This is a genomic window from Bacillus sp. M6-12 (genome assembly GCF_002860285.1).
Lineage (GTDB): Bacteria > Bacillota > Bacilli > Bacillales > DSM-1321 > Peribacillus.
This window is the reverse complement of the sequence record NZ_PGVF01000033.1, coordinates 18,414-45,065: the sequence shown is the minus strand read 5'-3', so window position 1 is coordinate 45,065 and position 26,652 is coordinate 18,414. Positions and strand designations below refer to the sequence as shown.

Sequence of the window (26,652 nt, the reverse complement as noted above, 5' to 3'; positions counted from 1 at the left end):
GTTACCGCCGTGAATGTATCCCTGTTTTTATAAACGGGGCTTTTTTCTGCAGGGCCCTCCAAGGAGAAATCCGTAACCTGCCCCACCTTAATCCTGAATAGAGGGAAATTGGCAGATGGAACCCTGTGCTGTGGTAAGAAAGCACCGAAGATTGTGTACTGAACGATAGAGTATTAATATATAAGTGAATTATTTATCCCGCAAGGAAGCCAAAAAAGTTTGTTCCTTATTCATGCAGGGAATGCTGATACAAGAGGTGAAAGCAATTGAATGATGTAATCGAAACTATTTTGAACCACCGCTCCATTCGTTCTTTTGAGGAGAAAGCCTTAACGGCAGAGCAAATTGAAACGATTATCAGAAGCGCCCAGGCTGCTTCAACATCAAGTTTTATCCAGGGTTATACGATTATTGGCGTGAAAGACCGCGAGAAAAAACAAAAGCTGGCGGAACTCGCTGGAGGCCAGTCGTACGTCGAGAACAATGGTCATTTCTTTGTCTTTTGCGGTGATTTAAACAGACATAGAATTCTGGCGGAAATGGAAGGAACTGATTTGCAGGTGCCGCTGGAAAGCACGGAAAAGTTTATGGTTGCCTGCATCGATGCCGCATTGGCCGCACAAAATGCAGCCCTGGCTGCCGAATCAATGGGGCTTGGCATTTGTTATATTGGCGGAATCCGAAATGATCTGCCATCAGTATGTGATTTGCTGAATATTCCTGATGGAGTGCTCCCGCTTTTTGGCATGGCAGTAGGTTACCCCAATAAGATAAATGATAAAAAGCCTCGTCTGCCGATTGAAAACATTTACCATGAAAACGGTTATAATACTGATGAAGCTAGTTTTAGGAAGCAACTGACGAACTACAATGAAACGATTTCTGATTATTATGAGGAAAGAACAGACGGAAAAAGAAAAGATACATGGACAGAGCAGATGGTTCAAATGATTGGAGCAAAAAGCCGCATGTATATGAAGGAATTTGTGGAAGAGAGGAACATGAATAAAAGATAATAAAAGAAAATATTAGACATTGAGCCAAAAATTAGAACGCAATAAGAAAAACGGCTGATAGCAGAATCAGCCGTTTTTTATTATGTAAGATACCCATTAAAATGTAGTGACAGCTAGCTCCACTGCCAAGCTTAGACGCACAGGGCAGGTACACTTATCTGTCCTTCCTTTTGTCAGGAACCTTTTGCTTTTCTTATTTAACGCCTGGCTTGTCGTTATAGCCAGCAGTGAAAATAGCTGAAAGGAAAGCGATTGTCACACCAATAATCACAATTGTGCCCACTATGTTGTCCTCCTTTGCCCCTTATTGTCCCAATTTATAGTTATATCGATATTATACCTTATCCCCTGGAGTGTGTGAATGAAAACCTGTGGAGAATTTTCAACATATAAACGTGCTTTTTTATTCATTATCATGATTAAGATATTCCGTGCATACAGTATAGTATCATCTCTGAAAGGTACAGGGGGAGGTTCCTTTATGGATATTTTGAAAAAGATTGAAAAGTTCAGGGAAGAAGAGAACAAGCTTAAATGGGAAGGCACCTTCGCGGAGTATTTGGAAATCATCAAAGAACAGCCGTTGGTTGCACAGTCAGCACATTCGCGTGTATATAACATGATTAAAGATGCCGGGATTGAAGAGGTTAACGGAAAGAGAAAGTATAATTTTTTCAGCGGCCAGCTGTTTGGGTTAGAGGAATCGCTTGAGAGGTTAGTAGAAGAATATTTTCATCCGGCAGCCAAAAGGCTTGATGTCCGCAAACGGATTTTGCTGTTAATGGGTCCTGTCAGCGGCGGAAAATCCACGCTGGTTTCGATGTTAAAACGCGGTCTTGAAAACTATACACATAAAAGTAATGGTGCCATCTATGCGATCAAAGGATGTCCGATGCATGAAGATCCGCTCCATTTAATTCCTCATAATTTACGGGATGATTTTTTCGAAGAGTATGGCATCCGAATTGAAGGGAATCTGTCTCCGCTTAATGTAATGCGCCTGGACCAGGATTATGGCGGCCGGATTGAGGATGTTATCGTAGAGCGGATTTTCCTTTCCGAAGATAAACGGGTCGGAATCGGGACATTCAGCCCTTCTGATCCAAAGTCGCAGGATATTGCTGATTTAACTGGAAGCATCGACTTTTCAACGATTGCTGAATATGGCTCTGAATCTGATCCAAGGGCGTACCGGTTTGATGGTGAGCTGAATAAAGCCAACCGAGGCATGATGGAATTCCAGGAAATGCTAAAATGTGATGAAAAGTTTCTGTGGCATTTGCTTTCCCTCACCCAGGAAGGCAATTTCAAAGCAGGCAGGTTTGCGTTAATCTCTGCAGACGAACTAATCGTAGCACACACGAATGAAACTGAGTATCGTTCTTTCATTTCAAATAAGAAAAACGAAGCATTGCATTCAAGAATCATTGTAATGCCGGTACCGTACAATTTAAAGGTAACGGAAGAAGAAAAAATTTATGAAAAAATGATTCGCGAAAGCGACGTCTCCAATGTTCATATTGCTCCGCATACTCTAAAGGTTGCTGCCATGTTTACAATTTTGACTAGGCTTAAGGATCCGAAAAAAAGTGACATCGACCTAATCAAGAAAATGAGGCTGTATAACGGTGAGAGTGTGGAGGGATATAACTCGGCAGATGTCGACGAGCTCAAAAAGGAGTACCAGGATGAAGGCATGAGCGGAATAGATCCGCGTTATGTGATTAACCGGATTTCTTCCACAATCATCCGTAAAGAAAATCCATCCATCAATGCACTAGATGTTCTTCGTTCACTAAAGGAAGGGCTTGACCAGCACCCGTCGATCACAGCTGAACTGCGGGAACGTTATTTAAACTTCATCTCCCTAGCGAGAAAAGAATATGACACAATCGCTAAAAAGGAAGTACAAAAAGCGTTTGTGTATTCCTATGAAGAGTCGGCTAAGACGCTGATGGATAACTATCTGGATAATGTAGAGGCTTACTGCAATAAGTCGAAACTTCATGATCCATTAACCGGAGAAGAAATTAGTCCGGATGAAAAATTAATGCGCTCTATAGAAGAACAAATTGGCATTTCTGAAAATGCGAAAAAAGCTTTCCGCGAGGAGATATTAATCAGGATTTCGGCATATGCCCGCAAAGGCAAGCGATTTGATTACAACTCACATGACCGTCTGCGTGAAGCTATACAAAAGAAACTGTTTGCAGACTTGAAGGATGTTGTCAAAATTACAACTTCTACAAAAACGCCGGATGAACGCCAGCTGAAAAAGGTGAATGAAGTAGTGGCAAGGCTGATTGATGAACACGGTTATAACTCCACTTCCGCAAACGAGCTGCTTCGATATGTTGGAAGTCTGTTAAATCGGTAGCAAACCATTTTAAAATATGCGAAACGCCCTGCCGGCAAAGCTGGCAGGGTGTTTAATTGTTTTTAAGTATAGAGTAATTAAAAAAGCTCTTTCACGAAATTATCCTGATTTTTACGGAATTCCGTTTTGCATTCACGGAATAAAATTTATTCTTCACGGAATTAATGAGCGTTTTCACGAAAATCCATTCGGCTAAGCTGTCCTCTGCTATTGGGGATATTTAAACAATGTGGACCTGTATATCGCCCGGAGCTTCGGGGGATTGTAAAGCTAAAAGGAGATGACTCTTTTATGAAGAAAAAAGATGAACAAAACCTAGAAAACATGGTTGCCCCCGGTATAGACGACCATGAGGAATTTGACCGGCAGGCGACAGAAGAAGAGATAAAAAAAGGTGAATACACAAGTGTTACAACCTTATCCTGGGACGAAGTAGAGCCTAGTTAGGAGGGTGGCCTTCCGGTTCTGAAACTGGGGGCTTTTTTTATGGATAAGGAGTGAAGCTGCGCCTATTGTCCGGTAAAAATCTTACTTAAAATAAAATGTTTTTCGATTAGGAATTTGTAAGGTATAGCTTCGCTGACACCGCCTTTATTGGATTAGCGTGTGCAAACTATTTATCTTATTTCCAAGCATAGGCTGGGAGTTAAAACTCATGAAAATACAGTTTTAAATACCCTGAAAATAGACCTGGCAGAAAGTAAGGCCTATTTTCAGGGTTTTGGAGAGTATACCATCGATTTTGGCGAGTAAATACCCATTTTCGTGTAGAGACCAAATGCTATAAATACTATGTAACTGCTATGCTAAATTTTCGAATGAAAGCCTTCAGCCGGTTTCTTGCACAAGAAAAGCGGGTATATACGGAGTAGAGGTGATTATATGGTAAACGAAGTAAAGAAAGATTCTGTACCGGAAAATAGCTCAATGGCTAGAAATTTGGATGAAATGAAAAATCTCGGTAAGCAGATGGAAAATCTTCGAACCAATGAAGAACTTAAGCAATGGGATAAAAGACCGGATCCGGTACAGCACGAAATTGAGAAGAAATAACTGTCTTCGCTATTTAGCGGAGGCTTTTTTTATAGGAAAAGGGGATCTGTGCCATTTGTTCGAGCTGAAAAATTAATTAAATTAAGATGTAAAATCTTTAATAACGTTATATTTTTTTAGATTCATTCACCACCGCCCTCTAGTTAGCATGTGCTAACTTCTTTTCTTTTTCCAGGCATAGGCTGGGAGGATGAAAAATGGTTTTTTTGGTTGGGGAAAGATGCGCTAACAGAGCTGACAAAATGAAAGCGATAAACCCTTTTGGTAGTCTTTTTGCCCCAGAATAGGAAACATACTTGTCCAAATCATTCGTGTATGTCCCATTGTCTAAATAATTTGTAAATTATTCTTCATATGTCGCATATGATAGAGTAATACAATCCTTTATCTTTCCATCTTTAAAAGGAATAGAATATTGTCATTGGATGTATAGAATAAAGGAAAAGGTAATTATACCTGGAAAATTGGACACTCGCCATATTGTATGCTAATGGATAAAATTTGTCTGAAAAAATTTTTTTAGGAGGGGAAGGTAAATGACGGATGTGAATAATCATCAATTTGTGATTTCTAAGGAAGATTGGTCCCTCCACCGCAAAGGTTATGACGATCAGCAGCGACATCAGGAAAAGGTACAGGAAGCACTTAAAAATAATTTGCCGGATTTAATTTCCGAGGAAAGCATTATCATGTCCAATGGCCGGGATGTTGTAAAAATTCCAATTCGGTCGTTAGATGAATATAAAATTCGCTATAACTATGATAAAAACAAACATGTAGGCCAGGGAGACGGTGAGAGCAAGGTCGGGGATGTAGTGGCACGTGATGGTTCCCCATCCCAGCAAAAAGGTCCCGGAAAAGGCCAGGGTGCAGGAGATCAAGCTGGTGAAGATTATTATGAAGCAGAAGTATCAATGCTTGAAATTGAAGAAGCTTTATTCAGCCAACTGGAGCTGCCAAATCTGCAGAGAAAAGAAAATGACGAAAATCAGGTAGAGAATTTTGAATTTAACGATATCCGAAAAACAGGATTAATGGGGAATATAGATAAAAAGAAAACGATGATGTCAGCATTCAAGCGTAATGCTATGGGCGGCAGCCCGGGCTTCCATCCGATTTACCCGGAAGATTTAAAGTTCAAGACCTGGAATGAAGTAATTAAGCCCGATTCAAAGGCCGTCGTGCTCGCGATGATGGATACATCAGGCAGTATGGGTTTATGGGAAAAATATATGGCCCGGAGCTTTTTCTTCTGGATGACCCGCTTCCTGCGCACTAAATATGAAACTGTCGAAATTGAATTCATTGCTCACCATACGGAAGCAAGGGTTGTGTCTGAAGAAGACTTTTTCACTAAAGGTGAGAGCGGTGGAACCATTTGTTCATCCGTATACCGCAAGTCACTGGAATTGGTGGAGAGCAAGTACAATCCATCCAAATTTAACATTTATCCATTCCATTTCTCGGACGGCGATAATCTCACCTCAGATAATGCCCGATGTGTAAAACTGGTCGAGCAGCTGATGAAGGTTTCAAACATGTTCGGCTATGGGGAAGTTAACCAATATAACCGCCACTCTACCTTAATGGGTGCCTACAAAAATATCAACAATGAAAAATTCCGCTATTATATCCTCAAACAAAAATCAGACGTATTTCATGCCATGAAGAGTTTCTTTAAAAAGGAAGAGAATAAGATGCATGCGTGACAGAGGAAGGTATTCACAAACAGTATGTGAATAGCTGCCCGATAGCAAAAAGGATACAAACCTGATACCGGCTGTAAAAAGGCAGCTATTTGAGCTAGAAGGGAAGTCCTGTTAACAGGCTTCCTTTTTTATGTTGGAAAAATTTATATGCGGATCTTCAAAAGTCTGCTGGAAGGATGGATGGATAAACAGGTCCGATTTTAAGAATTATTATTTTATGGATGCCGGGTGGCGATGGATATTGCATAGAAAACTTTCATGAGTCTCAACTCCCAGCCTAATCATGGAAATAAGCAAAAATAGTTAGACATACTAATACAATAAAGGCGGTGAGCGAAGCTAAACCATACAACTTCCTAATGGATTGCATATTAATTTTATTAATCTTGTTACGCAGAATAAAGGGCGCAGATCCGCCCCCTTTTCCACAGAAAAAGGCTCTCCCGTATATAGGAAGAGCCTAAGTCTTAATGCAGGATTATTTCTTCAATTTAGCCCAAGTGCTGTCAAATGCCTTCATTGCTTCTTCTCTGGATGATTTTCCTCCAACATATGATTGGAGAGCAGCACCAAATTCTTGTCCTGCCCCATCCGGGTATTTCATGAATTGCCATGAGAAGGTTTTTCCTTCTTGAGAATATTTCAGAACTTCTTCACCTAATGCTCCAATTCCTTTTCCTTCAATTCCTTCAAAGGCAGGTACATATTTGAAGTCTTCAGCAATTGCTTTTTTGCTGTAGTCAGAAGTTACAATCCAATTCAAGAAATCTTTTGCCGCCTTTTTATCTGCTTCAGGAGCTGCGTTATGAATAACCCAGTTAGTTGGCACGTCAACTGCCAGTCTATCACCTACTGCAGGATCGTCGGTTAATGGCATTGGAAGGATACCCACTTCCAGGTTTGGATCCATTTTGTCAAGCATTGGCTGGATCCAGTTTCCTTGCTGAATCATAGCTGTTTCGCCAGTAGCAAACAGTGTAACCTGAGTATTGTAGTCTGTTGTTAACGGGTTTTTGTTGCCATACTTTATTGTTAAGTCTAGCAGATCAAAGTATTTGTTAAAGTGCTCATTGCCTGCTATTTTGCCTGAGCCATCATTTAAAGTTTTGATAAATGCATCTGGATCTTCCTGATACGCAAATGGAATGTTTAAGCCATGGTTCGCAAGTACCCACCACTCGCTGTAGCCGACGGAGAATGGAGTAATACCCGCATCCTTCAATTTCTTCGCAGTTGCTTCCAGTTCAGCAAATGTTTTAGGAAGTTCAGTGATTCCTGCTTTTTTGAATAATGCTTTGTTATAAGTAAATCCATAGCCTTCAAGGTTCTGAGGCTGGCCATAAATTTTACCATCCATTGTCATTGGTCCAAGCGTACCATCAAACGCTTTATCCACCCAAGGCTGGTCTGACAAATCTTCCAATTTCTCTTTCCATGTAATTGCGTCTTGATATCCGCCGTTTGTGAAGATATCTGGACCTTCGCCAGAAGCAAACTTAGCCTTCAGAGCTGCAGCAGTATCAGCACCGCCGCCTACTGTTGTAATTTCGAATGTAACATTTGGATGTTCTTTTGTATATTGGTCTGTTAATGCTTTTAGAGGATCTGCAATTTCAACTTTCCCTTGGAACATTTCAAGGACAACTTTTTCATCCTTTTTTCCTCCAGTTTCCTTTTTGTCTCCTGATGCGCTGTCACTGCCGCCTGAACAAGCAGTTGTTAAAAGTAGTGAAGCAGATAGAATTCCTGCTGCCAGCGAATATTTTTTCATTTTAAAAGCCATTCTTTTTCCCTCCTAATATATTAACCTTTGTTTATATGGATCTTTGCCGGCCAGCTTTGTACGGGATGGCCAGGCAAAGAGTGTTCCCTGTTTAAATTACTTAATGGAACCGCTTGTAATACCTTTAATGATATGTTTTTGCATCGAGAAGAAGAAAATCAATAGCGGAATGATACCCATGACTAATGCTGCCAATGCCAAATCCCATTGCTTTGTGTACTGTCCAAAGAAGAAGAAGGTTGCTAATGGAATAGTACGTAATTCAGGATTTTGAAGAACAAGAGATGGCAAGAGGAAATCATTCCAAATCCATAAGCTGTTTAAAATCATGATTGTAACTGTAATCGGTTTCAATAATGGGAAAACGATTCTCCAAAATACTCCGAAAGGTGAGCATCCATCAATGATGGCAGCTTCTTCGAGCTCAACAGGAATTCCTTTGATAAAGCCGTGATACAAGAAAATCGTCATCCCTGATCCGAAGCCTAAGTACATGATGACAAGGCCCCAAATGCTATTTAATAATCCAAAGTTGCTTGCAGTCTTGACGAGCGGGATCATGATGGACTGAAATGGAATTACCATCGCAGCTACGAAAATCATAAAGATAACATTTGAGATTTTCTTTTTGGTTCTAACAAGCATGTAAGCTGCCATGGAACAGAAGACCACAAGAACTACATTGCTGATTACTGTAATAAGCAGCGAGTTAGTGAAAACTTTTAAATAATTAAGCTTCTCGAATGCGTTTACATAGTTCTGAAACTGAAAAACTTCCGGCAGTGCTGAAGTATTCGTTAGTATTTCTGCAAACGTCTTCAAGGAATTTGAAACTACGTAATAGAACGGAACCAAAAAGAGCAGACCAAGCAGGATGGCAATGATCTCTATGATAAATGTTTTGCCTGTATATTTGTTTCCCATTAGGATTCGACCTCCCGCCTCTTCGTGATCATAACCTGAAGGGTAGTTATAGCAGCTACAACGATGAAGAAGATCAAGGCCTTTGCTTCACCAATACCGTATCGATTATTTACAAATGCTTCTGTATAAATGTTAAGCGCTAACATTTCGGTGGATTTAAAAGGACCGCCGTTTGTAAGCGATAAGTTAACATCAAAGACCTTAAATGAAGAGGAAATAGTCAAGAATAAACAGATTGTTACAGCTGGAGCCACCATCGGCATTGTTATATGGCGAAGAACCTGCCATCTGTTCGCTCCGTCTATCCTGGCTGCTTCAACAATATCTTGAGGAACATTTTGCAATGCTGCTAAATAAATGATCATAATATAGCCAGCTCCTTGCCAGACACTGACAATGACGATTCCCCAGAAAGCTGTCTTTTCATCGCCTAACCATGCCATTTCAAACAAGTTAATCCCGGTTAATTCCCCGATAGATGCAAAGCCTCTAATAAATATGAACTGCCAGATAAATCCTAGCAGCAGGCCGCCGATCAGATTGGGCAGGAAAAATACTGTCCGTAGTATATTGCTGGTTTTCAGCATTTGTGAAACCATTAAGGCTAATCCGAATCCTACCAAATTGGTAAGAATGATTGCCACTGTTGTATATTTTAGCGTAAGCAGGAATGATTGCTGAAACTGCTTATCCTCGGTAAACAAGTATTTGAAATTGTCAAATCCTACCCAATTTACTGTACCTGTGACCCCGTTCCAATCGGTAAACGCATAATAAATTCCCGTAATAAAGGGTACCAGAACTATTAATGTAAAAGTTAAAAAGGCTGGCCCGACAAAAAGAGCAAATAAACCTGCCTTTTTCAGCTTTTTATTATTCTTTACGGGTACAGACTTAGAAACGTTTACGCTTTTTGTAAGATTCAAAGGGGTTGAATTTCCATTTTCCAATTTAGTCTGATTGTCCATATACTGCACCTCCGATAACTTTATTTTAGAGGAAATTAAAATTTATGAAACGGCTTACATTGACCAGTAGGGTGGAAAATATTGAACAGTCATATAAGAAATGTGTAAGCGGCTTGAACAGCCCGCGAAGGAAATAGGAAAAGTCCCGGAAGGCGCTTTTTGCCTTACGAGGGCTTTTATCTTTTCCACAGTGGGCTAGACGCTGGAGCTGGACATATAAGAAATGCGCAAGCGGATTGGAAGAGGAACGTCGAGCTAATATCTGGCACGGCCTGTGCCAACGTCGACGCCAGCACATCCTCACAAAGCTACCCGCTTTGTTTCGTGCGATGTATCGCTGCCGAAGCGTTCCTTGTCCTGTGCAAGTCCGACAAGTATAAGACGAATTCCGGAAGAAGGCGTTCTTGCCTTGAATTTTTTTAGCTCAAAATTGATGAAACCTTCTCGCGCAGCCATTACAGAATTTACATTATTAGAGCGGCTGTCACTCTATGCTACAATGATTAAAACGGTTACAATTCTGAAAGATAATATAAATTAAGGCTTTTATAAGAGGAGGGCAGGTTAGTTCGGTTTGCGAGAAAACTAACCAGGTATGTATGGGATGGAGCATTCGAAAAAAATTAATCATCTTGTTAATGGCTGTCACAGTTCTTCCTTTTGGATCGGCCATTGCGATAACCTATTATTATACGACGGAGTCACTCAAGGACCGCTTTGTATCGAGCAATCAGGATGTGGTTGAAAATGGTAAAGAGGACATTTCCGCTTATTTGAAAGAAGTTTCAGAAATGACTACAATCCTATACAGGTATACTCCATTAATGAATGTGTTTCGAGTTGGAGTATCCAGTGATTTACGGGATAACCAGCAGGAAATAAACCGGATACTCGTCTATCTATACAACACACGCCCTGAAATTGAACAAATGCATCTTTATATACACAAAGGGAAAGATTCATATACAAACTACCATTCAACACCAAGCGGCCGCGGGTATTATAAGAATATTTATGCTCATCCTTACTACCGTAAATTAAGTATGTCAAACGAATTCACAGTCATTGAACCGACTCATGAAATTTACAGTTATAACAATTTGTCAGTTATCCCGGACACCGGCAGGAAAAATGTAATCAGTTTTCACCATGTGATAAGGGATATTCCGTCTGCTACACCGCTTGCCTTTTTTTCTATAGATATAAACTTTTCTCAATTAAATGCTATAGCCAACCGTTTATATAGGAAAGATGTAGAAGACTTTTATATTATGAATGAAGACGATTTAATTGTTTACTCTTCTGATGAGAGTTTAATAGGGAAAAAGAATCAGCAGGATTGGTTCCAGAAGGTAAAACATTCTTCTGGCATAAACAAAAGTATGGAATGGGAAGATGATGAATTTTCGGGTGTAATAGTACATGATAAATTTTCTGGAGCACTCGAAGATTGGTATGTTGTAAAACGGACTCCTTATGACTTTTTGTATCAAAGCGCCAGAGAAACGGCCTATATTAATATTTTAATAGGACTTGTTACAATTGTTATTGTGGTGATAGCCACAATGGCCGCTTCTTTCAAGTTTACGGCACCTATAAAAGTGTTGATTGCCAACATGAAAAGGGTTGAAAAAGGTGAATTGAAAGCAGATTTTGACTCATTGGGAAATGATGAGTTTGGGGAACTGGGAAGGCACTTCAAAATGATGATTGCTACAATCAATGATCTAATCCAAAAGGAATACAAGCTGGAAATAGAAAATAAATCATCGCAATTGAGGGTTTTGCAATCACAGGTCAATCCGCATTTTCTTTATAATGCACTTCAATCCATAGGGACATTGGCTCTCCAGCATAACGCAGGCAAGGTTTATACGCTTCTGACATCATTGTCAAAAATCATGAGATACAGCATGAATATGCAGGACGATATTGTCTCATTTTCTGATGAATTAAAGCATGTACAATCGTATCTGGTTTTACAAAAGCAGCGATTTGATGAGCGCTTTGAGTATGAAATAGAGATTGAAAATAGATTAGAAAAAATCATGGTACCAAAAATGATTTTACAGCCTATTGTAGAAAATAGTTTTAAACATGGTTTTGACCAGAAGGATGGACGAGCTTTCATACTCATTTCTGCGAGTATGAAGGAAAATGGAATGGTTTCTATAACTGTGCAGGATAATGGCAAAGGGGTAAATGAGGACCGTTTAAGAAGCATCCTTCAGGAAGTAAATGAAGGAAGCCCAAAGAAAGAAATTCAAAGGGAAGCCATTGGCCTCAAAAATATTACTGATCGACTGGAGATTTATTATAGCAATCAGGCTTCGGTAACAATTGAAAGCGAGGAAGATAAAGGGTTTACTGTCTCAATCGAGATTCCTAAAGTAATCAGGCGGGAGGTGCAGCTTACTTGAAAGTTTTGATTGTCGATGACGAAAGGCACGTCCGCGAAGGAATAAAACTGCTGGGCGAATGGGAGAAATTCGGAATTGAGAATATCTTGGAAGCAGCAAATGGCGAAGAAGCCATTTTAATGATTCGTGACTATCGGCCAGAAATCATTTTTTCAGACATGAAAATGCCGAAAATGGATGGTATTCAGCTTCTGGATTGGATAAAAGAAAACCAGCCTAACAGCAAGACTGTTGTGGTGACCGGATATGATGATTATCACTATATGCGCAAAGCAATCCATTTTGGCAGTTCAGATTATATTTTGAAGCCAGTCGATCCAGAGGTGCTGAATAATACACTCGAAAACGTGGTGAAAGCATGGAAAAGGGAAGAAGCCGAGCGTAAATCGAGTGAAAGCAGCTATCAATTGTTAAACCAAATGAAGCCGGTTTATCGGGATAGGATTCTTACTCAATTTTTAAATAACGCTGACATGAAAGAAAATATGTATGAAGAATTTGGATTTCATTTTTCACGCCAATATACAGCGGCCCTGGTGAAAATTAATGGAAAGACAATCAGTGAGTTTAAAGGAGACAGAGATTTAGCATATTTTACAATATTGAACGTTATAAATGAGATATTAATAGAAAATGATTGTGGAATCGGCTTTCGATATTTATCTAACAAAGGAGAGGTAGTGATAATCTTTTGGGATAAATTTGATCGAATAAAAGAATTACTGTTTCAAATATACAGGGCACTGCAGAAAGCGATGGATATTACATGTCCTACAGCTTTAGGGATTCCTGTAGATACACGTTCTAAGTTGATTGATTCGTATCAATGCGCGAAACAATTTTTATATAGCGTGAATGTATTGGATAAGAAAGAAAAGGTTTATATAAATGAAGCTCCTCTAAAAAGCCCTCTAATCGATTTAATGGCCTTTTCATCTTCCATTGAGCTTGCTATAAAATCAGGGGAAATTGGTGCATTTGAAGAAGTGATTGAGCAAATAGCAAAAGAATTTACAAGTCCCTTGTTTTTAACAATGAAGCAGCTAATCCACTTTGAAAAGGAATATCAGGTGATTAGCAACAGGTGGCTAAAAAAGTATGATATTCCTGCAAATGAATCAGATGAGAATATAGAAAAACGTCTTGATATATATTTTGATAAAAATGGAACCTTCCAGCTGGACAAGTATATCGAGAGAAAAAAGCGTGAAATTAATATCTTTTTGAAGCTTGTAAAACGGCGCTCCTCCCGGAAAAATGTAAATATTATTTATGAAGTCGAAAAATATATTCAGGCGAACTTCGATAGAGATGTAAAGCTACAGGAGATAGCAGATAAATTCTACTTAAGCAGAGAATATATTTCAAGGAAATTCAAGCAAGAATTCAATGTGAATATTTCTGATTATTTGGTAAAGGTCCGAATGAACAAGGCGAAATCCCTCCTGAAAAACAGCCAGATGAAAGTATATGAAATTGCCGTTATTGCAGGCTACCAGGATGACAAATATTTTCGTAAAGTGTTTAAAAAAATAACAGGTGTTACTCCAAATGAGTATCGCGACAGTCATAAATAAAAAAGCCGCTATATTTGCTGCAATTTTTGAAGCTAACTACTTCCAGGCGGGGTTTTTAGCTAATCGTTTGGGAATGGAAAAATAAATATTTAATCCCGGTTCTGAGAAAATTTTCCAGACCGGGTTCTTTATTGCCTGAAAGATTAATTTAAACTTCAGGCCTGAGAAAATAAAAAATTTTCGTAATACTGCGCTTGGGTTCTCACCGGTAAAAAGCAGAGGGGACTTCCACTTTTTTCTTTTTTTCGCAGAAGGCAAAACGTGATTAAGGGGGCTGAAGAATCGATCAATATATTCCACCCTATCGGTCAATGTAAGCCGTTTCATAAATATATAGGTAATCTACAATAGAGGAGTATAGTGAGCTTATAAAAGGAGTGTATTCGTCATGTTAAAGGTAATAGTATGGAATGAAAACCGTCACGAGCAAAAAAATCCGGTTGTAAGAGATATTTATCCTAATGGCATCCATGGTACGATTGCTGAGTTTCTAAAGGCAGAAGGAATGGATGCAGGTACGGCAACTCTTGATCAGCCGGAGCATGGCTTAACGGATGATGTCCTTGCAAACACTGACGTATTAGTTTGGTGGGGCCATCTTGCCCATGACGAAGTAAAGGACGAAGTCGTTCAAAAAGTACAGCAGCGCGTCCTAGACGGAATGGGACTTGTAGTTCTTCATTCTGGACACTTCTCAAAAATCTTTAAAAAGTTAATGGGTACCAGCTGTGATTTAAAATGGCGGGAAGCTGATGAAAAAGAACGCCTCTGGGTGGTAAGCCCAAGTCATCCGATTACTGAAGGCATTGGCGAATATATTGAACTTGAAAAAGAAGAAATGTATGGAGAGCATTTTGATATACCGGCTCCTGATGAGCTGATATTTACAAGCTGGTTTGAAGGCGGCGAAGTATTCCGCAGCGGATGTACCTATAAAAGAGGGAATGGGAAAGTGTTTTACTTCCGTCCCGGTCATGAAACCTACCCAACCTATCATAATAAGCAAGTTCAGCGGGTTATCAGCAATGCAGTAAAATGGGCAAAGCCTGTTAAACGTGAGCGGCCGGTTTATGGAAATGCACAGCCATTGGAAGAGATTAAGAAGAAATAGGGGGAGAACATAAATGGAAAAAATTAGAGTGGGAGTTATCGGATGCGGCAGTATTGCCCAGCATCGCCATTTACCCGAATATGCAGCGAATCAAGCAGTAGAACTTGTTGCTGTTTGTGACAATGTTGCAGAACGGGCAGAAAAGGTTGCAGAAGAATTCGGGGTTAAAGCCTTTACTGGTTATGAAGAACTGCTTGAAAGCGGACTGGCAGATGCGGTCAGTGTTTGTACACCGAACTATCTCCATGCGCCGATTTCTATTGCTGCCTTAAACGCTGGATTACATGTTCTTTGTGAAAAACCGATGGCAACTTCAGCCGGGGAAGCAGAAGCTATGATAGCAGCAGCAAAGGATAGCGGAAAAAAACTAATGATAGCCCATAATCAGCGATTTGTGCCTTCTCATCAGAAAGCACGCCAGCTGATTGAGAACGGGGAAGTCGGTAAAATTTATAGCTTCCGTACTTCATTCGGCCACGGCGGACCAGAAGGCTGGAGTGTTGAAGGAAAAGGCGGATGGTTCTTTCAAAAGGAAAAGGCGTTCGTCGGAGCGATGGGCGATCTAGGCGTTCATAAGACGGATCTGCTTCGTTATGTACTTGGTGAAGAAATTACAGAGGTCGCTGCATTTGTTGAAACTAGTGCCAAGGATTTTGCGGATGTGGACGACAATGCGGTTTGTGTTTTAAAAACAGAAAGCGGTATCATTGGAACACTTGCTGCCAGCTGGGCCTACGTAAGCAAGGAAGATAACTCTACCATTATTTATGGCGAGAAAGCGATCCTCCGTTTAGAAGATGATCCAATAAATTCGCTTGTTGTTCAGTATGTGAATGGGGATGTTGTCAACTATCAGCTTGGAAAAATTCAATCCAATGATGATGGCGGGCAAAATAATTCACATGTAATAGAGAAATTCATAGACTCTATTCTTTTAGATGATGAGCCGCCTGTTACCGGAGAAGAAGGACTAAAATCTTTAAAGGTAATATTGGCAGCATTAGACTCAAATGAATCAAAGCAGATTGTAAAAGTAGGAGCTGGGTTGCAGTGATGAAGCTTCGAATAGGGATTATTGGGGTGGGTGGAATTGCACTGTCCCGCCATATTCCGGCTTTTCTTAAGTTAAGTGACCATTGTACAATTACTGCTCTAAGTGATATGAATTTTGCAAGGGCAAAAGAGGCATCTGAGACACTTAATATTCCATATGTTTTTGAACAGTATCATCAAATGTTTTCAGAAGTGGATGCTGTTTGCATATGCACGCCGAATAAGTTCCACGCTGAAATTACCATTGCCGCGTTGGAGGCCGGAGTCCATGTAATGTGCGAAAAGCCAATGGCTCTCAGTGCCGCAGAATGTGAATCGATGATTGCGGCTTCCCACAAGGCAGAGAAAGTTCTTGCCATTGCCTATCACTACCGTTTCATGAAGGAAGCGGCGGCAGCGAAGAGAGCAATGCAGGAAGTAGGCATGCCGCTGGTAACAAGAGTCCAGGCATTACGGAGGCGCAAAGTTCCGGGGTGGGGCGTGTTTACAAACAAGGAACTTCAGGGAGGCGGCAGCTTAATCGATTACGGATGCCATCTTCTTGATTTATCTCTTTGGCTAATGGGAAATCCAAAGGCGACTGATGTTGTTGGCAGTACGTATAATGCTTTAAGCAAGATGCCAGGCCAAGTTAACCTTTGGGGCAATTTTGACCACGAAACCTTTAATGTTGATGACCATGTAACCGCTTATATCAAATTTGAAAATGGAGCATCCATGCTGTTTGAAACATCATGGGCTTCGAATATAAAAGATGATCATGAGCATGTCAGTATTTCGGGAGTGGACGGGGGACTAAGTGTATTCCCGCTGGAACTTTATAAGACAGAAAACGGAATGCTGGTAAATAGCCAGCCTGTGTACATCCCAGGTGAAGAAGATGCAGGACTGCCGCAGGCGAGAAACTTCATTGATGCTTGTCTGGGAAATGCACCGCTTATTGTAAAGCCGGAAGAAGCCCTACAGGTATCACAAATTATTGAAGCTATTTACGAAAACAGCATGTCTGGAAACAGGGAAGGAGTACTGAAATGAAATTAGGCGTATTCACTGTATTATTTGCCGACAAATCGTTTGAAGAAATGCTTGATACTGTAAAGGAAGCAGGGCTGAATGCGGTTGAAATCGGAACAGGCTGCTATCCAGGCAATGCACATTGTGATCTGAATGCTCTGCTTGAAAGCGAGGAGTTGCGTACACAGTTTATTGGGAAAATCCAGGAACGGGATTTGATGATCAGCGCTTTTAGCTGCCATGGCAATCCGATTTCTCCTGAAGAAAGCTTTGCTAAAGATTCTCATGAAACGCTCTTGAAGACTATTAAACTCGCATCGCTTTTAGGAGTACCCGTAGTGAACTGCTTCTCAGGCACTGCAGGCGATCATGAAGGAGCAAAATACCCAAATTGGCCTGTAACACCATGGCCAAATGAATATGGCGACGTGTTAAAGTGGCAATGGGAAGAAAAACTCATCCCTTATTGGAAGGAAGTTGGACAATTCGCCAAGGACCATAATGTGAAAATCGGCCTCGAGCTTCATGGCGGTTTCCTTGTCCATACACCTTATACACTGCTTAAATTGCGTGAGGAAACATGCGACGCCATTGGTGCGAATCTCGATCCAAGCCACTTATGGTGGCAGGGAATTGACCCGGTTGCGGCTATCAAAATCCTTGCAAAAGAAAAGGCAATCCACCATTTCCATGCCAAGGACACATATATTGACCAGGATAATGTTAATATGTACGGCTTGTCTGATATGCAGCCATACGGGGAAGTACAAACCAGAGCCTGGTCCTTCCGCTCCGTCGGCTGCGGCCACAGCATGAAAGAATGGTCTGACATGATGAGCGCCCTTCGCACGTATGGCTATGATTATGTTGTCAGTATTGAACATGAAGATCCAATCATGTCAATTGAGGAAGGATTTAAGCGGGCAGTCACTAACCTGCAGTCAGTCCTGATCCAGGAAACCCCATCGCAGATGTGGTGGGTGTAATAGAACTATCAATAAGAAAAAAGACAGAAGGAACCTTTTACATTCTCCTTCTGTCTTTTTATAAACACTTCGTTTTTCTAACCTATATGCTGCAAATTCTGCCGTTATTGGATATCATCTCTTCCTCCTAGATCTTTGCAGGTTGACAGCATACTCCTCTTTAATCTGGCTTCTTTTCTCCTCAGTAATGTCATAGGAAAGTGAAGATTGTAATTCTTTTACTTCCATTAAGCTATCCCGCACATCCATAGAATAGTTATTTGATAGTTTATCAAAACTGCTGGAGTCCATTGACTGTATTGCTTCGAAGTTCCGGTCCTCAAAATGGCGGATGGCTTCCCGTTTTGCCTTTGATTGCATCAGTGTTTTAACACTTTCAATAACTTTTTCATCAATGACTACGTTATCCATGTCTTCTTCACCGACAAGAGGAATTGAAATGATAATGGTGTTTTTATGTTTAGTCCCTTTGTAATCCTGAAACTCAAGAATTACTTCGACATTCTTGATACCAGAGGCTGCTCCTTCCTCGTCGGTAAAACATTCAAACAAAATCTCTTGGTCTTCAAACACATTTCCCAGGTATACAGTTCCGCTGGCGGCTTCACTGTAATCATTCAGATTCTTTTCGCGCTGCATTCCTTTCGGCAATACTATAGACAGTTTCGCCTGCTTCATCGTCAAGGCTGCCAATGTTTCTAATTCCTGAGTCAGGATTTGCTCCAATTTGCTCATGTAATCTAAATGATAAAATAACGCACCTGAGCTTGTTGCAATGCTTTCCATAAAAAAGCTGTTGTAGTCGATACCAACACCAATGGTGGAAATGCTGGCTCCGTCATTCCGGTAACGGCTCACAACAGTGCAAAGATCGTCGATATCAGTAATCCCGTTGTTCGCTTCACCATCACTCAGCAAAATTATTTTTACATGGTGGGAGAGAAATAGTTCTAGTGATAATTGCCGGAAAGCCTGCTCTAGTCCGTCACTGATATTGGTAGTGCCGCCAGTATTAATACTGCGGATTCTGTCCTTGACAAAGCGCTAAGCGGATACTCGACCCTTGCAATGTGGTCAAAAGAGATAATACCAATCTGGTCGCCATCCCTCATCATATCTACCAGTTTTTCTGAAGCGTCTTTAACGAAATCAAGCTTGCTGGCACGGCCTTCAGCCATTCTGGTTTGTTCAGCTGCTTGTGACATGCTTCCAGATCGGTCTATTACAAGAAGGATGGCAACGGGCTTATTACTTTTTGCGGGTGGGGCCGGAGGAATTATTTCAATGCTCAGATGATTCAATCCTTCAATCGCTTCCATTTTGTTCTTTGCCCATTTGCTGGTCAGCATATATATCTCTCCTTTATGAATCAAGAATGTTTTGAATAGTATTGAGGATTTTTTCTTTTTTTTGACAGTCAAAACTAGAGCTGATTTGCAGTGTCAGCTCCGGATGGAGTTCATAATACTCCATTTCTGACTTTTCAAGAAGCATTTCTGAACTGTAATTTTGCAATTGGCGGCCAATCTTTATTATTCGATCCGGATTCATTTGCTGAAGGTCCTGCTGGATATCTGCAAGCTTCCGGCCAGTCCTGCTCATTGTGCGAATCGCTCTAAAGTAATCAAGGTGTTTTTCTGTGTACATTCTTCTGTTTCCGATTACTTCAAGCACCGGGACAAGCCCAATTTGAGTATAGTATCTTACCATTCTTAAAGTTGCCTCGCTGTCACCTTCATTTTGAAGCAATTCCACGATTTCCTGGGCTGTATATCCCACCGTTCTGTCCTCCTTGTTACAGTTAACTGTTATGGTTACAGTATGATGTAACTGATGTTTAAAGTCAATCAATCATTTCCTGTTATTTACATAAAAAAAGATATTTCCAAAATTATTCGTAAACTAACTTCTATTATGACCTGGTACAATTTTAAGAGCTTAAGAAGGGAATTAAATATGAAGCAAAAAAATCTTGAAAAAGCAAGAAAAGTAAGAATCTGTCTGCAAACGCTTTCTTGTGAGCAAAAATATCCGATAATTCGAATTTATTTCTAGTGTAATCAATAATTCCTTAAAATATAATTTAAATAATCTAAATTTTTAAAAATCAAGGAGGTGTGAATTTGGGTTATCTTATCTCTAACTTTGACAGAGTAATAGAGTTGTTCTTGGAGCATTTGTATCTTGTATCAATTTCTTTATTTGTATCTCTAATCATTTCAACAATATTAGGCATTACAATCTCCAGGTACAAGATACTTTATACTCCTGTAATTGGAAGTTTAGGAATAATTTATACAATTCCGAGTATAGCGTTATTCGCCCTGATGATCCCTTTTCTAGGGTTAGGTTTCACTTCAGCTTTTATCGCTCTTGTGGCTTACTCACTAATGATTTTAGTTCGTAATATCGTGGCAGCAATAAGAGGAATAGATTCTTCTATTATTGAAGCAGCCAGGGGCATGGGAATGGGAAAATGGAGGATTTTAGTTAAGGTAGAACTTCCGCTTGCCTTGCCTGTCGTAGTTGCAGGAGTAAGAATTGCGACTGTGTCTATAATCGGAATTGCTGCTATTGCTGCTTATATCAATGCTGGCGGATTAGGTGAATTAATATTTGAAGGCATCTATCAAGATCATTCTCAAAAAATTATAGCGGGGACTATAGCGGTAGCGGTTTTGGCAATTGCCGCTGATCTAGGATTTCGGGTATTGGAAAAAAAACTTAGCACGGAAGGTTAGGGTTGTTACTGAATCTGTAACAACTTAATAGAAAGTGGGTGTTTTATGTGATTCTCAGTGAGGCGTATAACTATATTCTTAATAATTCTGAACATTTTTTTGAAGCGGTTAAAATTCATCTATTCTTAAGTTTTGCGGCGGTTGGAATTGGTATCCTCCTTTGTGTTCCGTTAGGGATCTATTTAGCAAAGACGGAAAAGGCTTCACTTATAATCATGAATATTGTGAATGTAGGCCGGATTATTCCAAGTCTTGCTATCCTGGCTCTAGTGATGCCATTTGTCGGAATTGGATTTTTTCCTTCATTAATTGCATTAACTTTGCTGGTGTGTCCTCCTATACTAATTAATACAGTGATAGCCGTTAAAGAAGTGGATAGCAGTATAGTCGAAGCTGCTTTTGGAATGGGAATGAGTAATGCGAGAGTTATACGAAAAATAGAAATACCTTTAGCCCTCCCAGTCATTATCACCGGAGTCCGTACTGCCTCAGTGGAAGTAATTGCTAGTGCAACTCTGGCTGCTTTTATTGGTGGGGGTGGTTTAGGCGTGTTTATCATAAATGGAATTGCTGGGGCAAATGCGTACCTGTTACTGGTTGGAGCTATTCCTGTAGCCATCCTTGCCCTATTAGCAGAATTTACTTTTTCGGGAATTGAAAAACTTACATCACCGCCTACTACATAATCATTATTAAAAGGGGGATTTATTTATGAACACACGAAAAAAGCTGTCCGTTTTAATTGGTTTCATGTTGATTGTCTCTATGTTTGTCACAGCATGCGGAGGTTCGGATTCCAGTTCGAAAGCTAGCGGCAGCGATAAACCAACGATTAAAATTGGTTCCAAAAACTTTACTGAGCAATTCATCCTAGGTGAAATCTATGCTCAAGCTTTAGAGGCTAATGGTTATCCAGTTGAACGAAAATTAAATCTTGGAGGAACATTAGTTGCCTATGAAGCCTTAAAAAGTGGTGATATTGATCTTTATCCAGAATACACCGGGACTGCGCTGATGGATATTTTGAAAGGGGAAGCAGCAGGGGATGGCGAAGCAGTTTATCAAAAAGTAAAAGAAGGATTGAAAGAAAAGAAAATAGAGGTTTTGGATAAAACAAAATTTAACAATACCTACGTTTTGGTAGCATCAAAAAAGATAGCTAAGAAACATAATCTCGAAACTTTATCTGACCTTTCCAAAAAAGCCTCAGAATTAAAGTTCGCTCTAATTCCAGAATTCGCTGAACGCGCAGACGGTCTGCCAGGCCTGCAAAAGACATATGGAGGATTCAAGTTTAAGGATGCACAATTATTCGAAATAGGCTTAAAGTACAAAGCCCTTACTAGCGGAGAAGTTGATGTAACAATTGGTTTTGGAACTGATGGACAAATTGCTGGATATGATTTGGTTGCATTAAAGGACGATAAGAATTTTTGGCCGCCATATCATGCTGCACCTCTAGTCCGAGAAGAGGTAACATCTAAAAATCCTGAAGTTGCAGAAATTCTAAATAAAATTAATGGTCTGTTAACGGACGAAATTATGGCCGAGATGAATTGGAAAGCTGATGGGGATGATAAGGAAGAGCCTGCTAAGATAGCAGAGGAATTCCTTAAGGAAAATAAGCTTAATTAAATGATATAAACAAAAAAATACGAAATTTCAGTAGCGGGGGTCATCTTTGATCCCCCTCTTTAAGGAGGTACAAAATGAGTAATATCGTATTTAAAAATGTAAGAAAGGTTTACCGTGGAAGCGAAAAAGCAGCTGTAAATAATGTTAACTTAGAAGTCAAATCTGGTGAATTTGTAGTTTTTTTAGGAACTTCAGGATGCGGGAAAACGACGCTATTGAAAATGATCAACAGGTTATACGAACAAACAGAAGGTTCAATTATTATTGATGGGACAGATACAAGAGAATTACCAGTCAATGAGCTTAGAAGAAAAATAGGGTATGTCATACAACAAAGTGGATTATTTCCACATATGACTGTTGAAAAAAATATTACCGTTGTACCCGATATGTTAGGGTGGGACAAAAAGAAAATGGAGTTAAGAACCACTGAATTGCTTGAACTGGTCCACCTTGATCCTAAGGTCTACCGAAACAGATACCCTCGCCAGCTTTCAGGCGGCCAACAGCAAAGAATTGGACTGGCACGTGCGTTAGCTGCTGATCCGCCAATTATGTTAATGGATGAACCATTTGGGGCTATTGATGCTATTACAAGAACAAAACTTCAGGACGAATTAATTAATATTCAGAAAAAGCTTCATAAGACAATTTTATTTGTTACTCATGATGTGGATGAAGCCTTAAGGCTTGCGGATAAAATTGTCATAATGAAAGACGGTGATGTAGTTCAGTATGATACTCCATTGAATATAATTGCCCATCCTAAGAATGAGTTTGTCCGTGATTTAATTGGGGGGGAAGATATAATCCGCCAAGTAAGCCTTATCAGTGTAAAGGAAGCAATGAGGAAAGTGGCCATACAAACAGCAGTTAACCCCGGCGATACTATTCCTGATACTACTGATATTAAATCCGCATTAGGAATCATGCTAAAGTCTGGCCTAGAGAATTTATACATTGTTGATGAAAAAAGTGAAATTATTGGTGTCATAAACTTTGCACATATTCAAGCTTTGTTGGAGCCTGCTAATGAAATGATTATGCAAGGGGTTAATTAGGGGGATTAAGGGAATATGATGAAAACAATTCATCAATCTATTCTTATAGAGGGTCAGCAAATAAAAATAGAGGATGTTGTGGCAGTAGCAAGAGAAGGTTTGCATATCCAATTAAGTGAAACAATAAAAAATAAGATCACCAGATGCAGAATGCTGGTTGAAAAGTTTGTTCAGGAAGAGAGAGTCATTTATGGGATAACAACAGGTCTCGGTGATCTGTGTAAAGTTAGTATTCCGTCAGATAAATTATGTGTATTATCGAAGAATATTATTATGAGCCATGCTTGTGGAATGGGTGCTCCCCTGCCTTACGATCAAATTAGAGCAATAATGTTTTCTGCTATTTTAAACTTTAGCCATGGCCATTCAGGAGTAAGGCTCAAGACGGTTGAAACTCTTTTAAATATGCTTAATTACGGGGTTATCCCTCACGTTCCCGGACAAGGATCAGTAGGGTATTTAACACATATGGCACATATATCACTTGTCATGATTGGCCTAGGAGAAGCCTATTTTGAAGGTCAATTGTATTCTGGAAAAGAAGCCATGGAAAAAGCGGGTATCGAAACTATTGTTTTAGAAGCTAAAGAAGGACTTTCATTGGTGAATGGCACTGTGTGTATGACCGGGATCAGTGCCCTTGCAATCTATGACTCTATCCAGCTGGCAAAGTGGACGGATATTGCAGGCGCGATGAGCTTTGAGGCTTTGAAAGGAACAAGATATGCCTTTGATAAAAGAATTAATGAGCTTCGGCCATATAAGGGACAAATACAGGCTGCCGATAATTTGCTTCGTTTAATAAGCGGCAGTGAGATATCTGAAAATTTCAAAGACTATAGAGTTCAAGATGCACTAAGTCTTCGAGCAATGCCGCAAGTGCATGGTGCCAGCAGGGATAAGATAAACCATGCATTAGAAATGGTCTTGGTAGAGCTGAATGCAGCCACAGACAATCCCCTTATTTTTGAAACAGAAAATGGAGGTGTTTCCATCTCGTCATGTAATGCTCACGGGGAACCATTGGCTCAAACAATGGATCTCTTAGCAATTGCTGTTTCTGAATTGGGGAATATTTCTGAAAGGCGGATAGATCGTTTGGTGAATCCGCATGTCAGTGAATTGCCGGCATTTTTAGTTTCAACTCCTGGCTTAAACACTGGATTTATGATCCCGCAATATGTCGCAGCTTCTTTGGTTGCTGAAAACAAAGTTTTATCCCATCCCATCTCAGTCGATTCAATTCCTATGTCGGGTTACCAAGAAGACCATGTAAGTATGGGGACACCGGCAGCTATTAAAGCTTATCAAGTAATCCGTAATGTCCAAAAGGTAATTGCAATTGAGTTGTTAACTGCCGCACAAGCCCTTGAATTTCATCATCCCTATCAATTTGGTGCTGGCACTTCACTTGTCTATCAAATGATCAGAGCGGAAATTCCTGCATGGACTGAGGATCGTGTTTTTTATCCAGACCTTGAAAAGATAAATAGAATAGTAGAGCAAAATTTATGGATTGGTGCTGTGGAAGCAAGGATAGGGGCTATCTAATATAGTTTGAAGGGTAGGGGGAAAATGGAGCCTTTAGCTCAAACCTTATATGAGGATTTACAGTGCAAGGATTGGCAAGTAGAAGGAATATTACGAATGTTCTTAAATACAATAGATTCTGATGTAGCGGAAGACTCAGATAATTTAGTTGTGTATGGGACGGGTAAAGCAGCCCGCAATTCTGAAGCAGTAGAAGCAATTCTTTCAACTTTAAAAAACCTAAAAAAAGATGAAACTCTCTTAATACAATCTGGTAAACCGGTAGCTGTTTTTAAAAGTTTTGAACATTCCCCAAGGGTGATTTCCGTTAATTCGGTGCTCGTTCCAGCATTCTCGAACTGGAATGAATTTCGTCAATTAGAAAAAAGCGGACTGACGATGTATGGCCAGTCTACTGCAAGTTCATGGTCTTATATCGGTTCTCAGGGGATCCTGCAAGGGACCTTTGAAACATTCCATGCTATTGCAAAACAGCATTTTGGCGGAACACTAGAAGGGAAGTGGATTTTAACAAGCGGTCTTGGAGGAATGGGAAGTGCCCAGCCAACGGCAGTAAAAATGAATAATGGCGTTTCCCTAATAGTTGAAGTAGACCCCTTTAAGATTGAAAGAAGTATAAAGCACAATATCTGTGATGTATCAACTGATAATTTAGATGATGCACTTCAATATATTTCGGATGCTATTGCAGAGAACGATTCCTTAAATGTAGTACTGTTAGGTAATGCAGCTGATGTTTATCAAGAACTTGTTCATCGGAATGTTTTACCTGATATAGTTACAGACCAGACTTCTGCACATAATCTCCTGGAAGGATATATTCCCTCTGATTATTCAATTAACCATGCTAAGAGAATTAGGGAGCAAGTACCGGAAATGTATTTGCGTGATGCCAAAAAAACAGTAGTTCAGCATGTGGCTGCAATGGTAGAGTTAAAGCGAAGAGGTTCAATTGTCTTTGACTATGGCAATAGTATTCGTCAGCAAGCATATTCAGCAGGCTATAAAGATGCATTTTCATTTGCTAATTTTATTCCGGAATATATCCGCGATCTTCAATGTGAAGGTTATAGCCCTTTTAGGTGGATTGCTTTATCAGGAGATCCAAGCGATATATATAAAATAGATCATATTGTGAAAACACAATTTTCTAATAACGAAACGATTCGGAAATGGATCGAATATGCTCAAGCCAATGTTCGTTTTCAAGGATTACCCGCTAGAACTTGCTGGATGAAAGCAGAAGATCGTATCTGGATTTCGGAGGAAGTAAATAATTTAGTTGCTAAAGGAATTCTTCAAGCCCCTGTGGTATTTACTAGAGATCATATGGATGCTGGTTCAATGGCGTCACCTCTGCGTGAAACAGAAAATATGAAAGATGGCAGTGATTATGTAGGGGATTGGCCTGTCCTAAATGCTCTTCTTAATACAGCAAATGGTGCGACGTTCGTGAGTTTTCAGCATGGGGGAGGTGTAGGGATTGGTTACTCCTTGCATGCAGGGATGAGCATTGTCGCAGATGGAAGCCGTAAGACTCATGAGAAAATGGCCAAAGTGTTTAATGGCGATGTTGGCTTGGGAATTGTGCGCTATGCTGATGCGGGTTATGAGATCGCTCAACAGAAAGCAAGGGAATTGGGATTAGGTTTGAAGCAGTTGTAAGGGGGATA

General features: G+C 40.1%; 21 protein-coding genes and 1 pseudogene. 17 read left to right on the top strand and 5 right to left on the bottom strand.

Annotated features, from left to right (window positions below):
* Positions 1-266: 266 nt before the first annotated feature.
* The 5 genes from nfsA (at position 267) to yhbH (ending at position 6,155) form a co-directional block, all read left to right on the top strand.
* On the top strand, positions 267-1,016 hold the full coding sequence (nfsA, locus tag CVD28_RS26240) for an oxygen-insensitive NADPH nitroreductase (protein ID WP_101597612.1): 750 nt from the start codon (positions 267-269) through the stop codon (positions 1,014-1,016).
* 481 nt (positions 1,017-1,497) lie between these two features.
* On the top strand, positions 1,498-3,393 hold the full coding sequence (locus CVD28_RS26235; protein WP_101597631.1) for a PrkA family serine protein kinase: 1,896 nt from the start codon (positions 1,498-1,500) through the stop codon (positions 3,391-3,393).
* Positions 3,394-3,684: 291 nt separating this feature from the next.
* Entirely contained in the window at positions 3,685-3,840 is a 156-nt protein-coding gene (locus CVD28_RS28390; RefSeq protein WP_180954316.1) for a hypothetical protein, read from the top strand.
* Positions 3,841-4,275: 435 nt separating this feature from the next.
* Positions 4,276-4,446, top strand: a complete 171-nt coding sequence (locus CVD28_RS28385; protein WP_180954315.1) for a hypothetical protein — start codon at positions 4,276-4,278, stop codon at positions 4,444-4,446.
* A gap of 536 nt (positions 4,447-4,982) precedes the next feature.
* Complete coding sequence (gene yhbH, locus CVD28_RS26225) at positions 4,983-6,155, top strand: sporulation protein YhbH (protein WP_101597610.1); 1,173 nt, start codon at positions 4,983-4,985, stop codon at positions 6,153-6,155.
* A 478-nt stretch (positions 6,156-6,633) separates the two neighbouring features.
* Here the strand turns inward: yhbH and CVD28_RS26220 are convergent, their stop codons facing one another.
* The 3 genes from CVD28_RS26220 to CVD28_RS26210 form a co-directional block, all read right to left on the bottom strand.
* Positions 6,634-7,938 (bottom strand): ABC transporter substrate-binding protein, encoded by a 1,305-nt coding sequence (locus tag CVD28_RS26220; RefSeq protein WP_101597609.1) that lies wholly within the window; start codon positions 7,936-7,938, stop codon positions 6,634-6,636.
* 96 nt (positions 7,939-8,034) lie between these two features.
* A complete protein-coding gene (locus tag CVD28_RS26215; protein ID WP_101597608.1) occupies positions 8,035-8,862 on the bottom strand; it encodes a carbohydrate ABC transporter permease in 828 nt (275 codons plus the stop codon).
* Complete coding sequence (locus CVD28_RS26210; RefSeq protein WP_101597607.1) at positions 8,862-9,830, bottom strand: carbohydrate ABC transporter permease; 969 nt, start codon at positions 9,828-9,830, stop codon at positions 8,862-8,864. The genes CVD28_RS26215 and CVD28_RS26210 overlap by 1 nt, the downstream gene beginning before the upstream one ends.
* Before the next feature lie 599 nt (positions 9,831-10,429).
* On the opposite strand from CVD28_RS26210, the gene CVD28_RS26205 reads away from it, so the two are divergent.
* The 6 genes from CVD28_RS26205 to CVD28_RS26175 all read left to right on the top strand — a co-directional run bounded on the left by CVD28_RS26205 (position 10,430) and on the right by CVD28_RS26175 (position 17,991).
* On the top strand, positions 10,430-12,250 hold the full coding sequence (locus CVD28_RS26205) for a sensor histidine kinase (protein WP_101597606.1): 1,821 nt from the start codon (positions 10,430-10,432) through the stop codon (positions 12,248-12,250).
* Positions 12,247-13,827, top strand: a complete 1,581-nt coding sequence (locus CVD28_RS26200) for a response regulator transcription factor (RefSeq protein WP_101597605.1) — start codon at positions 12,247-12,249, stop codon at positions 13,825-13,827. The genes CVD28_RS26205 and CVD28_RS26200 overlap by 4 nt, the downstream gene beginning before the upstream one ends.
* A gap of 388 nt (positions 13,828-14,215) precedes the next feature.
* A complete protein-coding gene (locus CVD28_RS26190; protein ID WP_101597603.1) occupies positions 14,216-14,938 on the top strand; it encodes a ThuA domain-containing protein in 723 nt (240 codons plus the stop codon).
* A 13-nt stretch (positions 14,939-14,951) separates the two neighbouring features.
* A complete protein-coding gene (locus tag CVD28_RS26185; RefSeq protein WP_101597602.1) occupies positions 14,952-15,992 on the top strand; it encodes a Gfo/Idh/MocA family protein in 1,041 nt (346 codons plus the stop codon).
* Positions 15,992-17,026 carry a Gfo/Idh/MocA family protein gene (locus CVD28_RS26180; RefSeq protein WP_101597601.1) on the top strand — a complete coding sequence of 345 codons (1,035 nt, stop codon included), beginning with the start codon at positions 15,992-15,994 and terminating at the stop codon, positions 17,024-17,026. The genes CVD28_RS26185 and CVD28_RS26180 overlap by 1 nt, the downstream gene beginning before the upstream one ends.
* The gene (locus tag CVD28_RS26175; RefSeq protein WP_101597600.1) at positions 17,023-17,991 is read left to right on the top strand and encodes a sugar phosphate isomerase/epimerase family protein; all 969 of its coding nucleotides are present in this window, start codon (positions 17,023-17,025) and stop codon (positions 17,989-17,991) included. Before CVD28_RS26180 ends, CVD28_RS26175 begins: the two co-directional genes overlap by 4 nt.
* A 114-nt stretch (positions 17,992-18,105) precedes the next feature.
* On the opposite strand, the pseudogene CVD28_RS26170 reads toward CVD28_RS26175, so the two are convergent.
* Positions 18,106-19,310, bottom strand: a pseudogene (locus CVD28_RS26170) (vWA domain-containing protein).
* Between the two features lie 43 nt (positions 19,311-19,353).
* Positions 19,354-19,770 carry a MerR family transcriptional regulator gene (locus CVD28_RS26160; RefSeq protein ID WP_219621213.1) on the bottom strand — a complete coding sequence of 139 codons (417 nt, stop codon included), beginning with the start codon at positions 19,768-19,770 and terminating at the stop codon, positions 19,354-19,356.
* 344 nt (positions 19,771-20,114) lie between these two features.
* Here CVD28_RS26160 and CVD28_RS26150 point away from each other — a divergent pair, with 344 nt between their 5' ends.
* The 6 genes from CVD28_RS26150 to hutU all read left to right on the top strand — a co-directional run bounded on the left by CVD28_RS26150 (position 20,115) and on the right by hutU (position 26,644).
* Positions 20,115-20,732 carry an ABC transporter permease gene (locus CVD28_RS26150; protein WP_101597596.1) on the top strand — a complete coding sequence of 206 codons (618 nt, stop codon included), beginning with the start codon at positions 20,115-20,117 and terminating at the stop codon, positions 20,730-20,732.
* A 47-nt stretch (positions 20,733-20,779) separates the two neighbouring features.
* Positions 20,780-21,418 (top strand): ABC transporter permease, encoded by a 639-nt coding sequence (locus CVD28_RS26145; RefSeq protein ID WP_101597595.1) that lies wholly within the window; start codon positions 20,780-20,782, stop codon positions 21,416-21,418.
* Positions 21,419-21,443: 25 nt separating this feature from the next.
* Positions 21,444-22,367: an ABC transporter substrate-binding protein gene (locus CVD28_RS26140; protein ID WP_101597594.1), complete on the top strand. Its 924-nt coding sequence runs from the start codon at positions 21,444-21,446 to the stop codon at positions 22,365-22,367.
* Between the two features lie 74 nt (positions 22,368-22,441).
* The gene (locus CVD28_RS26135; protein WP_101597593.1) at positions 22,442-23,428 is read left to right on the top strand and encodes an ABC transporter ATP-binding protein; all 987 of its coding nucleotides are present in this window, start codon (positions 22,442-22,444) and stop codon (positions 23,426-23,428) included.
* A 15-nt stretch (positions 23,429-23,443) separates the two neighbouring features.
* Entirely contained in the window at positions 23,444-24,979 is a 1,536-nt protein-coding gene (gene hutH / locus CVD28_RS26130; RefSeq protein ID WP_101597592.1) for a histidine ammonia-lyase, read from the top strand.
* Between the two features lie 24 nt (positions 24,980-25,003).
* Complete coding sequence (gene hutU / locus CVD28_RS26125) at positions 25,004-26,644, top strand: urocanate hydratase (RefSeq protein ID WP_101597591.1); 1,641 nt, start codon at positions 25,004-25,006, stop codon at positions 26,642-26,644.
* The last annotated feature ends 8 nt before the right edge of the window (positions 26,645-26,652 follow it).

What these genes read in the sequence shown, in the direction of transcription:
- yhbH (WP_101597610.1), top strand. Translation starts at nt 4,983, where the DNA reads ATGACGGATGTGAATAATCATCAATTTGTGATTTCTAAGGAAGATTGG.
- CVD28_RS26180 (WP_101597601.1), top strand. Translation starts at nt 15,992, where the DNA reads ATGAAGCTTCGAATAGGGATTATTGGGGTGGGTGGAATTGCACTGTCC.
- CVD28_RS26210 (WP_101597607.1), bottom strand. Translation starts at nt 9,830, where the DNA reads ATGGACAATCAGACTAAATTGGAAAATGGAAATTCAACCCCTTTGAAT.
- CVD28_RS26185 (WP_101597602.1), top strand. Translation starts at nt 14,952, where the DNA reads ATGGAAAAAATTAGAGTGGGAGTTATCGGATGCGGCAGTATTGCCCAG.
- hutH (WP_101597592.1), top strand. Translation starts at nt 23,444, where the DNA reads ATGATGAAAACAATTCATCAATCTATTCTTATAGAGGGTCAGCAAATA.
- CVD28_RS26220 (WP_101597609.1), bottom strand. Translation starts at nt 7,938, where the DNA reads ATGGCTTTTAAAATGAAAAAATATTCGCTGGCAGCAGGAATTCTATCT.
- CVD28_RS26215 (WP_101597608.1), bottom strand. Translation starts at nt 8,862, where the DNA reads ATGGGAAACAAATATACAGGCAAAACATTTATCATAGAGATCATTGCC.
- CVD28_RS26190 (WP_101597603.1), top strand. Translation starts at nt 14,216, where the DNA reads ATGTTAAAGGTAATAGTATGGAATGAAAACCGTCACGAGCAAAAAAAT.
- CVD28_RS26175 (WP_101597600.1), top strand. Translation starts at nt 17,023, where the DNA reads ATGAAATTAGGCGTATTCACTGTATTATTTGCCGACAAATCGTTTGAA.
- CVD28_RS26205 (WP_101597606.1), top strand. Translation starts at nt 10,430, where the DNA reads ATGGGATGGAGCATTCGAAAAAAATTAATCATCTTGTTAATGGCTGTC.
- CVD28_RS28385 (WP_180954315.1), top strand. Translation starts at nt 4,276, where the DNA reads ATGGTAAACGAAGTAAAGAAAGATTCTGTACCGGAAAATAGCTCAATG.
- hutU (WP_101597591.1), top strand. Translation starts at nt 25,004, where the DNA reads ATGGAGCCTTTAGCTCAAACCTTATATGAGGATTTACAGTGCAAGGAT.
- CVD28_RS26135 (WP_101597593.1), top strand. Translation starts at nt 22,442, where the DNA reads ATGAGTAATATCGTATTTAAAAATGTAAGAAAGGTTTACCGTGGAAGC.
- CVD28_RS26235 (WP_101597631.1), top strand. Translation starts at nt 1,498, where the DNA reads ATGGATATTTTGAAAAAGATTGAAAAGTTCAGGGAAGAAGAGAACAAG.
- CVD28_RS26140 (WP_101597594.1), top strand. Translation starts at nt 21,444, where the DNA reads ATGAACACACGAAAAAAGCTGTCCGTTTTAATTGGTTTCATGTTGATT.
- CVD28_RS28390 (WP_180954316.1), top strand. Translation starts at nt 3,685, where the DNA reads ATGAAGAAAAAAGATGAACAAAACCTAGAAAACATGGTTGCCCCCGGT.